This window comes from Gaetbulibacter sp. M235 (assembly GCF_043876835.1).
Lineage (GTDB): Bacteria > Bacteroidota > Bacteroidia > Flavobacteriales > Flavobacteriaceae > Yeosuana.
Window position 1 is genome coordinate 379278 of the sequence record NZ_JBAWJZ010000003.1, and the last position, 12511, is coordinate 391788.

At 32.7% G+C, this 12511-nt stretch carries 8 protein-coding genes; 2 read left to right on the forward strand and 6 right to left on the reverse strand.

Annotation, left to right across the window (positions count from 1 at the left end; translation table 11 throughout):
* Nucleotides 1–18: 18 nt before the first annotated feature.
* The gene (locus V8G69_RS06935) at nucleotides 19–2607 is read left to right on the forward strand and encodes a phosphoenolpyruvate carboxylase (protein WP_394881102.1); all 2589 of its coding nucleotides are present in this window, start codon (nucleotides 19–21) and stop codon (nucleotides 2605–2607) included.
* A gap of 60 nt (nucleotides 2608–2667) precedes the next feature.
* Here the strand turns inward: V8G69_RS06935 and V8G69_RS06940 are convergent, their stop codons facing one another.
* The 6 genes from V8G69_RS06940 to V8G69_RS06965 form a co-directional block, all read right to left on the reverse strand.
* Nucleotides 2668–3006 (reverse strand): P-II family nitrogen regulator, encoded by a 339-nt coding sequence (locus V8G69_RS06940; RefSeq protein WP_394881103.1) that lies wholly within the window; start codon nucleotides 3004–3006, stop codon nucleotides 2668–2670.
* A 135-nt stretch (nucleotides 3007–3141) separates the two neighbouring features.
* Complete coding sequence (locus V8G69_RS06945; protein WP_394881104.1) at nucleotides 3142–4374, reverse strand: ammonium transporter; 1233 nt, start codon at nucleotides 4372–4374, stop codon at nucleotides 3142–3144.
* A 19-nt stretch (nucleotides 4375–4393) separates the two neighbouring features.
* Entirely contained in the window at nucleotides 4394–4732 is a 339-nt protein-coding gene (locus V8G69_RS06950) for a P-II family nitrogen regulator (RefSeq protein ID WP_394881105.1), read from the reverse strand.
* Between the two features lie 157 nt (nucleotides 4733–4889).
* The gene (locus tag V8G69_RS06955; protein ID WP_394881106.1) at nucleotides 4890–6131 is read right to left on the reverse strand and encodes an ammonium transporter; all 1242 of its coding nucleotides are present in this window, start codon (nucleotides 6129–6131) and stop codon (nucleotides 4890–4892) included.
* A 26-nt stretch (nucleotides 6132–6157) separates the two neighbouring features.
* The gene (locus V8G69_RS06960; RefSeq protein WP_394881107.1) at nucleotides 6158–6496 is read right to left on the reverse strand and encodes a P-II family nitrogen regulator; all 339 of its coding nucleotides are present in this window, start codon (nucleotides 6494–6496) and stop codon (nucleotides 6158–6160) included.
* A 24-nt stretch (nucleotides 6497–6520) separates the two neighbouring features.
* Entirely contained in the window at nucleotides 6521–7543 is a 1023-nt protein-coding gene (locus V8G69_RS06965; RefSeq protein WP_394881108.1) for an outer membrane beta-barrel protein, read from the reverse strand.
* 465 nt (nucleotides 7544–8008) lie between these two features.
* On the opposite strand from V8G69_RS06965, the gene gltB reads away from it, so the two are divergent.
* Nucleotides 8009–12508, forward strand: coding sequence for a glutamate synthase large subunit (gene gltB / locus V8G69_RS06970; RefSeq protein WP_394881109.1), 4500 nt, complete (start codon nucleotides 8009–8011; stop codon nucleotides 12506–12508).
* The last annotated feature ends 3 nt before the right edge of the window (nucleotides 12509–12511 follow it).

Sequence of the window (12511 nt, forward strand, 5' to 3'; positions counted from 1 at the left end):
TTATATTAGAAAGATACTATGTCTGTAGAACCAAAATTATCACGTTTCAAACAAAATGTTTTGTCAAAATATCAAATTTACAACAGTATATTTATGACATTACCTTTTGACGCCATTACTAAAACCGGTGTTTTGCTTCCTTTATTCCATGAAACTTGTAAAAAAGGATTTGCAAATGGTGATGATCCAACAACCATTGTTGATACTTTTTTTAACAAATATCAAGGTAGGAGAACTAAAGAAAGTCAGATAAATTTATTGTTTCGCTTTATACAATATATAGAACGTCAAGTGGTACTATTTGATGCGGTTGAAGATGCCGCTTTTCCTATAGTAAATAATATGGAAGGTATTGGAACGCTTAGAAACCTTAAAGAATCTGCAGTTTCAGAAAACAGACTTGAAGAGTTAAAAAATTATCTTGATGAGTTTAAAGTACGTATTGTTTTAACAGCACATCCAACACAGTTTTATCCTGGTTCTGTTTTAGGTATTATTACAGATTTAACTGAAGCAATAAAAGAGAACAACTTAAAAGAGATTAATAATTTATTTGCCCAACTTGGTAAAACACCTTTCTTTAAGCACGAAAAACCAACACCTTATGACGAAGCTGTTAGTTTAATTTGGTATCTAGAAAATGTGTTTTACAAATCTTTTGGCGAAATTTACAATTACATACAACAAAACATTTATGATGATACAAGAAAACACAATGAGATCATAAATATTGGTTTTTGGCCTGGAGGAGATCGCGATGGTAATCCTTTTGTAAAACCAGATACAACCATAAAAGTTGCTGAAAGACTAAAACAATCTATACTGAAAAAATATTATGCCGATCTTAAAAATTTAAGACGCAAACTAACCTTTAGAGGCATTGAGGAGCGTATAGTGAAATTAGAAACTATTATGTATAATTTCAGTATAAATTTGAATACTCCCGAAAAAATAACTTCTAGAGAACTTATTCATGAATTGTTGGAAATTAGAAATGCCATTGTTAAAGAACATCAATCATTGTATGTTTCAGAAATAAATAATTTAATAAACAGAATTCGTCTATTTGGATATTATTTTGCGACTCTTGATATTAGGCAGGATAGCAGAATCCACCATTCAGTTTTTACAACCGTTATAGACTATTTGATAAAAACAGACCATCCTTCATTCCCAAAAAACTATCATGATTTATCTGAATCAGATCAAATCAACATTTTATCAAAAGTATCAGAAGCTAAAATAGAAATTGATGCCTTTGAAGATGAAATGGTTTACAATACCTTAAAAACCATTGAAGCCATTAAACAGATTCAGCTAACAAACGGTGAAAAAGGTGCTAACAGATATATTATAAGCAATAATCAAACAGCTTTAAATGTTATGCAGCTTTTTGCAATGCTAAAAATGGTTGCATTTAAAGACGAATTAACCGTTGATGTTGTGCCGTTATTTGAAACCATTACCGATTTAGAAAATGCCCCAAAAGTTATGGAACAATTATATAAAAACCCTAAATATATGGAGCATTTAAAAAACAGAGGGAACAAACAAACCATTATGCTAGGTTTTTCTGATGGCACAAAAGACGGAGGTTATTTAATGGCTAATTGGGGAATATATATAGCAAAAGAATTACTTACAGAAATATCAAGAAAGTACAATATTACAGCCATATTTTTTGATGGTCGCGGTGGACCACCAGCAAGAGGTGGAGGAAAAACGCACCAGTTTTATGCGTCTTTAGGACCTAAAATTGAAGATAAAGAAGTACAACTTACTATTCAAGGGCAAACCATTAGTTCTAATTTTGGAACCCTGGATTCATCTCAATACAATTTGGAACAATTGATAAGCTCTGGTATGTTTAACCGTATAGGAAAAGATAAACTTGCTATGTCTGATGAAGACCGAATTGTTATGAATGACTTAGCTGAGACCAGCTATCAGGCATATAAAGATTTTAAAGGACACCCAATGTTTATTCCCTATTTGGAGCGCATGAGTACTTTAAAGTATTATTCAAAAACAAATATTGGAAGCAGACCTTCAAAAAGATCTAACTCTGATAAATTAGTGTTTTCTGATTTAAGAGCCATTCCTTTTGTAGGCTCATGGAGTCAATTAAAGCAAAATGTTCCTGGTTTCTTTGGAGTTGGTACCGCTTTAAAAGCCTATGAAGACAAAGGTGAGTTTTACAAAGTGGAAGCTTTATATAAAAACTCTAAGTTCTTTAAAACGTTATTGGATAACAGTATGATGTCGTTAACTAAATCATTTTTTGATTTAACCCAATACATGTCTAAAGATGAGGAATTTGGAGCTTTTTGGAACATTATCCATGATGAATATCTAAATAGCAAACATTTACTTCTAAAGCTTTCTGGATATAAAGAATTAATGGAGAATGAACCATCTGGAAAAGCTTCTATTGATGTTAGAGAATCTATTGTTTTGCCTTTATTGACCATACAACAATATGCGCTTAAAAAAATTCAGGAATTAGAAAAAGCTGATGTAAAAGATGAAGAACAAATCAAAATTTTTGAAAAAATAGTGACGCGTTCTTTATTTGGTAATATTAATGCAAGTAGAAATTCGGCTTAATTCCGAATAATAGCTTATAAAAGAAGAGCCTTACAAAATTTGTAAGGCTCTTCTTTTATTTTATTTTAAAGTCTTTCCTCCTTTTTCGCCTGTTCTGATTCTATATGACTCTAGAATTTCTGACACAAATATTTTTCCGTCTCCAACTTCGCCTGTTCCAGCTGAACCCAGAATAGCATTAACTGTTGGATCTACAAAATCATCATTTACAACTATTGATAAATATCTACGTTGAATATCACTTGTGCTGTAGCTGATACCTCTATAAACATGCCCTTCTTTTTCGTTTCCAATTCCAGTTACATCCCAATAAGAGAAAAAGTTTACGCCTACATTATGCAAAGCTTTTTTAACTTCACGATATTTTGACTTTCTAATAATTGCTTCTATTTTCTTCATTATCTATTAATATTATTATTATTAATCTAAATTAAAAAATATAACCTCATTTTTAACATAAAACCTTAGTTTTATCAATCAAAAAAGGCTAAATGTTTAATACAAATAGCCTTTTATGTAAGATGTTAATTTTTATTAATGTTCATTCAATCTGAAATCTGGATATGCATCCATACCATGCTCATGGCCATCTAATCCTTCTAATTCTTCTATTTCAGAAACTCGTATTCCCATAGTCTTCTTAAGTGCATAAATGATAATAAATGCTGTTAATGAACAGAATATAGCATAAGAAGCAATTCCGATTAATTGACTAATAAATTGATTAATTCCAGCTAATTTTCCAAAAATACCAACAGCTAAAGTTCCCCAAACACCACATACTAAATGAACTGCAATAGCACCAACGGGGTCATCTAATTTTAATTTATCAACTAAACTTACTGCAAATACTATAATAGTTCCAGCAATGGAACCTATTAAAATAGCATCCGTAGGGCTCATTTGGTCTGCTCCAGCAGTAATTCCAACTAAACCTCCCAAAATTCCATTTAGAAACATGGTTAAATCTAAATTTTTGTACATGGCCGTTGAAACTAACATTGCTACAACCCCACCAGCTGCCGCTGCTAAACATGTGGTAACTAAAGTTAAAGAGGTTGCTGCAGGATCTGCAGAAAGTACTGAACCTCCATTAAATCCAAACCATCCTAACCATAATATTAAAACACCAGCTGTTGCCAATGGGAGGTTATGACCCGGAATAGCTTGAGGTTTTCCATCTTTAAATTTACCAATTCGTGGACCTAATAAACAAACTGCTATTACAGCTGCCCATCCACCTACAGAGTGAACAAGTGTAGAACCTGCAAAATCGTAAAATGGTGTTTCTAGTGTTTGTAAAAATCCGCCTCCCCATTTCCAGGAACCAGCAATAGGATAAACTAAACCTACATATAAAACTGTAAAAATCATAAACGGAACTATCTTAACTCGTTCAGCAACAGCTCCTGAAACAATAGTTGCAGCTGTTGCTGCAAACATACCTTGAAACAAGAAATCTGTCCAATAAGTATACCCTTGATTATATGTTAAATCTAAAGCCCCTTCAGTTGTTAACGGTGAGCTTAGACCAAAACCTGAGAATCCTAAAAATCCATTAAATTCACCAGGATACATTAGGTTGAATCCTACTAAGCAGTATAGAAGCAATCCAATTGTAACTATAAAAATATTTTTAAATAAAATGTTTATTGTATTTTTTTGTCTGGTTAACCCTATTTCTAAGAGTGAAAATCCTAGATGCATAAAAAATACAAGTGCTGTACAGATCATCATCCATACATTGTTGGTTGTTAATAATTCCATGTTCGTTTTTTAATATAGTTTATCTTAATGTTTCTCCTCCTTTATCTCCTGTTCTAATTCTGTAACATTCTTGTATATCTGACACAAAAATTTTACCATCGCCAACTTCTCCTGTCCCTGCAGTACTTAAAATGGTTTTAATAGTAGCTTCTTCAAAATCATCATTTACTACTATAGACAAGTATCTTCTTTGAATATCACTTGTACTGTAGCTGATACCTCTATATACATGCCCTTCTTTTTCGTTTCCAATTCCAGTTACATCCCAATAAGAGAAAAAGTTTACTCCAACATTATGCAAAGCATCTTTTACAACGCTGAATTTAGACTTCCTAATAATTGCTTCAATTTTCTTCATGACCTTATCATTTAAAATTTGAAGTTAAAAATAAAAAAAAATATTTCTAAACGGGGTAAAAATTAGGGGTATAGATTCAAAAAATATTGATATAACAAAAAGACCCCTAAAAAATTAGGGATCTTTTTTTAAAATGTCTTATTTATTGAATTTGATATTAATGCTCGTTCAACCTAAAATCTGGATAAGCCTCCATACCGTGTTCATGAATATCAAGACCTTCAACTTCTTCTTTTTCAGAAACTCTTAATCCAATTGTTTTCTTAAGAATAAACAAAATGATGAATGATGTTACTATTGACCAAGCTCCAATACCAAAAACACCTGCAGCTTGAGCACCTAATTGACCAAATCCACCACCATATGCTAATCCACCATCAATAGCAAACACACCAACAAGCAAAGTACCAATTGCACCACAAACACCGTGAACGGAAACAGCACCAACTGGATCATCAACTTTTAATTTTTTGTCAACAAATTCTATAGAATAAACTACTATTATTCCACAAATAATTCCTATCGCAACTGCTCCATAATTATCTACTGCAGCACAACCAGCAGTTACTCCAACTAAACCTGCAAGAGCACCATTTAATGTCATGGATGCATCAGGTTTACCATATTTAGCCCAAGTTAAAAACATAGACGCAAGGGCACCTGCTGCTGCTGCTAAATTAGTTGTAATTACAATGTTTGCAACTGCACCAGCATTATCCCCTGAAATTGCTAACTGAGAACCTGCATTAAACCCAAACCATCCTAACCAAAGGATAAATACACCTAATGCTCCAAACAATATACTGTGTCCTGGAATTGCATTTGATTTACCATTAGTATATTTTCCAATTCTTGGTCCAACCATAGCTGCAGCTACTAATGCAGCCCATCCACCAACAGAGTGAACTACTGTAGATCCTGCAAAATCAATAAATCCTAAGTTAGTTAACCAACCATCACCTTGCCAAACCCAGTGCCCTGAAATTGGGTAGATAAGTACTGTCATTAATAAGGAAAATATTAAATACGTTGAAAATTTAGTTCTTTCAGCAATGGCTCCAGATACTATAGTTGCAGCTGTAGCACAAAATACTGTTTGAAAGAATAAATTATGCATTTCTCCAGCATCATTATAAAATAATGAAGGGTTTCCTATAAAACTACTTACATCATCACCATACATAAGAGCATAACCAATTAACCAAAACCCTAATGATCCTATACAAAGATCCATTAAGTTTTTCATGATGATGTTTATTGTGTTTTTAGATCTTGTAAATCCTGTTTCTACCAATGTGAAACCAGCTTGCATAAAGAATACCAATATACCAGCTATTAATATCCACATGATATCTAGAACACCATTTATGTCTGCTATTCCTTTTACTACTTCTTCCATTTTAAATTATTTTTAATGATTGATTATTATTTTAGGGTATCTCCACCTTTTTCCCCTGTTCTTATTCTGTAAGTTTCTTGAACATCAGATATGAAGATTTTACCATCTCCAACTTCGCCAGTTGCTGCATAAGTTAAGATAACATTGATGGTGGGTTCTTCGAAATCATCATTAACTACAATAGAGATATATCTTCTTTGAATATCACTCGTGCTGTAAGTAACACCTCTGTATACGTGTCCTTCTTTTTCATTTCCTATCCCGGTAACATCCCAGTAAGAAAAAAACTTTACTCCAATTTCATGCAGTGCTTCTTTAACTGCACTGTATTTTGATTTTCTAATAATTGCTTCTATTTTTTTCATTATTTATTATTTTAATTATTAAAATTAGAAACTATAAATAGCTGCTAAAACAAATGATCCTAAGCTTTTTGTTGGTGCTAAATCATTATCAATAAATGAATCATCAGAAGCACTATCCAATCTTATCTCTGGCTTAATAGTTAAGTTGTCAATTGCGAAACTACCTGTTAAAGTTGCTGCAAAAACACTTGTGTCTGCAACACCACTACCTATAGCTCCAAAATCACCATCTTCAACAAAATATTCTGCTCTTAAACCTAAAGTAAATGTATCTGATAATGCAAGCTGCGGGTATAATGCCCCACCAGCAAAACCTGGACCGCTGTCTTCTGTTTTTAAATACGCTGCATTGATTCCTAAGAAAAATGAATCTGATAAATCAAACCCACCTGTATAGTCAATTTCAAAGAATGATGGATCAACTAATACATTTAAGAATTGTCCTGAATATCCTAATTGAGCACCAAATGCATAGTCTCCTGTTGGATTAAACTCGGTTAAATCAGTATCATTCATTACCCCTAACATTAAACTGAAATCTTCTCCTAAAGCAAAATCAGCTTTTAACCCAGTATGGCTAAATGGTCCGTAAGAAAATAAATAAGATGTACTATAGTTAAAGTTTGCTACTGGAGAAATTACTTCATATCCTAAAAAGGTATTAAAGTTACCCATTGTAAGTTTTACAGATTCACTTACATTCCAATAAGCATATAATTGATTTATTATTTGTCCTGTTGAAGAATACATTGGAGAATTGAAAGTTGCATCTGTACCTCTTGGTCCAAATACTAAATCGGCTACAAACCCCACTTTTTCTCCTTCATAAGAAGCAACTACATTTGCCATACCTAAGGCGAAACCAGGAAGATTAGCAAAAGAAGACCTAGGAGCAATAGCATTTTCATCATTAGGAGCTGTAAAGTTAGCTCTATAATAAGCATCAACGCTACCACTTAAAGTAAATTTAGGCTCCTCTACAGGCGCTTCTTGAGCATACGAGCCCAGTGCTACCAAAAACATTGAAAGTGTAATAATTTTTTTCATGATTGTTTAATTTTAAGTTAATGTTTTTAATGTTATTTTTTTGTTAATGTGGCGTAAACTTATATAAAAAAGAATTAACCCCTTAAAAAATTAGGGGTATTTAATTAACTTTTATCAAATTTTACATTTTAACCCTATTTTTTTAGGGGCGTATTATTTATTTTTTAATTTTTTGAATTATTGATAAAACCAGAATTTGAATTATTGACAGAAATTATTGTTGTTTCATGCTATTCTTGTTGAGAATACTCTGTTTTATTGATATTAATTCACATTTTGTCAATTATTGTTAATTATTTAACAAATGAATATTTATTAAAAAATCACTTAATTATTGATATATAATTATTTTTATATTGCTTCTACATAAAAAATCGAAATAATGAAATAGCACTTGCTGTAATTCAAAATCTACTGCATATATTCGCTTTGAAAAGTATTATTTCAAACTAAAATTTGTTGATCATGTTGAAGAAACAAGGAATGTATTTGCCAGAATTTGAGCACGATAATTGTGGAGCTGGGTTTATTTGTAGTTTAAAAGGAATCAAGTCTAATGACATTATACATAAAGCATTAGAAATTCTCGAGAAATTAGAGCACAGAGGCGCAGTTAGTTCTGACGGAAAAACTGGTGATGGTGCTGGAATTTTAATTGATATTCCTCACGATTTTTTTATTGCAAACTGTACTTTCAAATTGCCTAGTGCAGGCAACTATGCGGTGAGCAATGTTTTTTTACCAAAAAAGGAAAATCAACAAACATTCTGTATAACAGTTTTTGAAAAACACTTTAAAGAACAAGGTCTAGAAATTTTAGGCTGGAGAGATGTTCCAGTAGATACTACAGTTCTAGGAGAATTGGCTGCTAAAACCCAACCTTTTATTAAACAAGTTTTTGTTGGAAAAGAAAATGAAGCTCAAGATGACTTTCAATTTAACCTTAAAATGTTTATTGCCAGAAAAAAAGCTGAACATGAAATTTATAGTTCAAAACTTTCAGAAAGCTCATTTTTCTACTTACCAAGCTTATCAACTAAAATCATTATATATAAAGGTCTGTTAGTTCCTGAAGACATTAAACTTTTCTACAAAGATTTAAATGACCCATTGTTTGTAACCAGATTAGCATTGGTGCATCAACGTTTTTCTACAAACACTTTCCCAACATGGGATTTGGCCCAACCTTTTAGATACATGTGTCACAATGGTGAAATAAACACTTTAAGAGGCAACATAGCTAGAATGTTTTCTCGTGAAGAATTAATGAAAAGCGATTGGTTTGGCGATGAAATAAAAAATATATTACCCGTTGTACTTCAAGGAAAATCAGATTCAGCCTCGATGGATATGGTTGTTGAATTATTATTAATGACAGGCAGATCATTACCAGAAGTTATGATGATGTTAATTCCGGAAGCCTGGGAAAAAAACCCAGAAATGTCTGAATCAAAAAGAGCATTTTATGAATTCAATTCCTGTCTTATGGAGCCTTGGGATGGTCCAGCTTCAATTCCATTTACAGACGGTAATTATATAGGTGCCGTTTTAGATAGAAATGGTTTACGTCCTTCAAGATATACAGTTACAAAAAGCGGGTATGTAATTATGTCTTCTGAAACTGGTGTAATTGAAATTGAACCTAAAAACATTGAACTCCATGGTAGATTAGAACCTGGAAAAATGTTCTTAGTTGATATGAATGCAGGAAGAATTATCAATGATGAAGAGATAAAAGAGGAAATTGCCAGCAGACATCCTTACAAAAAATGGTTAGACAAAAACCTGATATACCTTAAAGATATTCCTTACAATGATTGCCCTGTATTTTTCAATGAAGAAAAACTAAACAAAAGACAGGTTATTTTCGGGTATACTCAAGAAGAAATAAAAACCATCATTCTTCCAATGGCTCAAAGCGGATATGAACCTATAGGCTCCATGGGAACAGATACGCCGATTGCTGTTTTATCAGAACGCCCACAATTAATCTACAATTATTTCAAACAACTTTTTGCTCAAGTAACCAATCCTCCTTTAGATGGTATTAGAGAAGAACTTATTACAGATATTAGTCTAACACTTGGTAGTGATTCAAATATTTTTGAAATCAACGAGGATCATTGTAAAAAATTAAAAATAAAGAATCCCGTAATTTCTAAACAAGATTTAGATAAAATTAAAAGTTACCAAAATCCAGATTTTAAAGTAGAATCGTTCCCTATCCTGTATGAAATAAAAAAGGGGCACAACGGTTTAGAAGAAGCTTTACAATCACTTTTAAACACTATTTTAAAATCGGTTAATGGAGGGACAAACATTGTTATTCTTTCTGACAGAAATGTTAATGAAGAAATGGCTCCCATTCCGGCATTACTAGCTTGTTCATTCATAAATAGTGCTTTAAGAACATTAGGAAAACGTTCAAAGCTTAGTTTAATAGTAGAATCTGCCGAACCAAGAGAAGTACATCATTTTGCCTTACTATTTGGTTATGGTGCAAGTGCTATTAATCCTTATATGGTAAATGAAATCATTGAAGATAATATCAACGAATTAGATGTAAAAATCTCTACTGAATGTGCTGTTGAAAACTTTAATAAGGCCGTTGGAAAGGGAATTTTAAAAGTCATGAATAAAATTGGAATCTCTACGCTTAACTCGTACAGAGGTTCTCAATTATTTGAATGTATTGGTATCAACACAAATGTAGTTAATCAATATTTTCCAAATACAGTGACAAGAATTCAAGGTATTTGTTTGCATGAAATTGAAAAAGAGATTAGCAAAAGGTATCTTAATGCATACAAAGACAAAAACATTGCAGGTGATTTAGATTTAGAAGTTGGCGGGCAATATCGTTGGAGAAGAAATGGAGAACAGCACATGTTTAACCCATTAACTATAGCTAAATTACAAGAATCTGTAAGAAGCAATAAACACAGCTCTTATAAAGAATATTCTGAACTTATAAATAATCAAGCAAGTCATTTAATGACCATTAGAGGACTGTTTGAATTTACTAATTATGATCCCATTTCAATTGACGAAGTAGAACCTTGGACCGAAATTGTAAAACGTTTCAAAACAGGTGCTATGTCATATGGTTCTATCAGTAAAGAAGCGCATGAAAATTTAGCGGTTGCCATGAACAGAATTGGTGGAAAAAGTAATTCTGGTGAAGGTGGCGAAGATGAAGAACGTTTTTACAAAGATGCCAATGGCGACTGGAAAAACAGTGCTATCAAACAAGTGGCATCAGGACGATTTGGAGTGACTTCAAATTACCTAACCAATGCATCTGAGATTCAAATTAAAATGGCACAAGGTGCTAAACCTGGTGAAGGCGGTCAATTACCTGGGCCAAAAGTGAACCCAAGTATTGCAAAAACAAGAAACTCAACACCTTATGTTGGTTTAATTTCTCCGCCACCTCATCACGATATTTACTCTATTGAAGATTTATCTCAATTAATATATGATTTAAAATCAGCTAACCGCGAAGCAAGAATCAACGTAAAACTGGTATCCGAAGTTGGAGTTGGTACAGTTGCTGCCGGTGTTTCAAAAGCAAAAGCCGATGTTATTTTAATTTCAGGACATGATGGTGGAACAGGTGCGTCTCCTTTAACTTCACTTAAACATGCTGGATTGCCTTGGGAATTAGGTTTAGCAGAAGCCCAGCAAACATTAGTGATGAACAACCTAAGAAACCGTGTTGTTTTAGAATGTGATGGCCAATTAAAAACTGGTAGAGATGTTGCCATTGCATGCTTACTTGGTGCTGAAGAATTTGGTTTTGCAACTGCTCCTTTAGTAGCTTCTGGATGTATCATGATGCGTGTTTGTCATTTAAACACATGTCCAGTAGGTATTGCAACTCAAAATCCTGAATTACGTAAAAAATTCGAAGGGAAACCTGAGCACGTGGTTAACTTCATGTATTTCATAGCTCAAGAGCTAAGGGAAATCATGGCAAAACTTGGTTTCAGAACTGTTAATGAAATGGTTGGACAGGTTCAAAAACTAAACAGAAACAATGCCATTGAACATTATAAAGCATTAGGTATTGACTTGTCACCAATTCTACATAGAATTCCTGTTGGTCCAGATGTAAAACTTTACAATACAGAGCATCAAGATCATCATATGGAAAAATCTTTAGATTTTGCAATAATAAACAAAGCGCATCCAGCACTTTTCAGAAAGGAAAAAACAGTTTTAGATTTCAAAATAAATAATATGGATAGAACCGTTGGAGCTATCTTAAGCAATGAAATTTCTAAAATTTATGGAGCTCAAGGTTTACCAGAAAATACTTTAAAAATCAACTTTACGGGTTCTGCCGGACAAAGCTTTGGAGGTTTTTCAACACATGGTTTAACTTTAGTGGTTAGCGGTAACACCAATGATTATCTAGGAAAAGGATTGTCTGGAGCTAAATTGATCATTAAAGTCCCTGAAGAAGCAACCATTATTCCTGAAAAAAATGTGATAGTAGGAAATGTAGCATTATATGGTGCAACTGCTGGTGAGGCATACATTAACGGAAAAGCTGGAGAGCGTTTCTGTGTAAGAAACTCGGGTGCTAAAGCAGTTGTTGAAGGTATTGGAGATCATGGTTGTGAATACATGACTGGAGGTATTGCGGTTATTCTAGGTGAAGTTGGTAGAAATTTTGGAGCCGGTATGAGCGGTGGTGTTGCTTATATTTATGATCCTAATAATACATTTAAAAAACACTGTAATTTAGAAGGATTAAATCTTGATCCAGTAACAATTACTGAAGATATTAACACATTAAAAGGATTAATTGAAAACCATTATAATGCCACATTGAGCCCTTTAGCTCAACGCATTCTTGAAAAATGGGAAACTGAATTACCTAAATTTATTAAAGTACTTCCAGAAGAATATAAACAAGCATTAATACGATTAGAGAAAGAAAATCTTATAAAACTTTAAGAA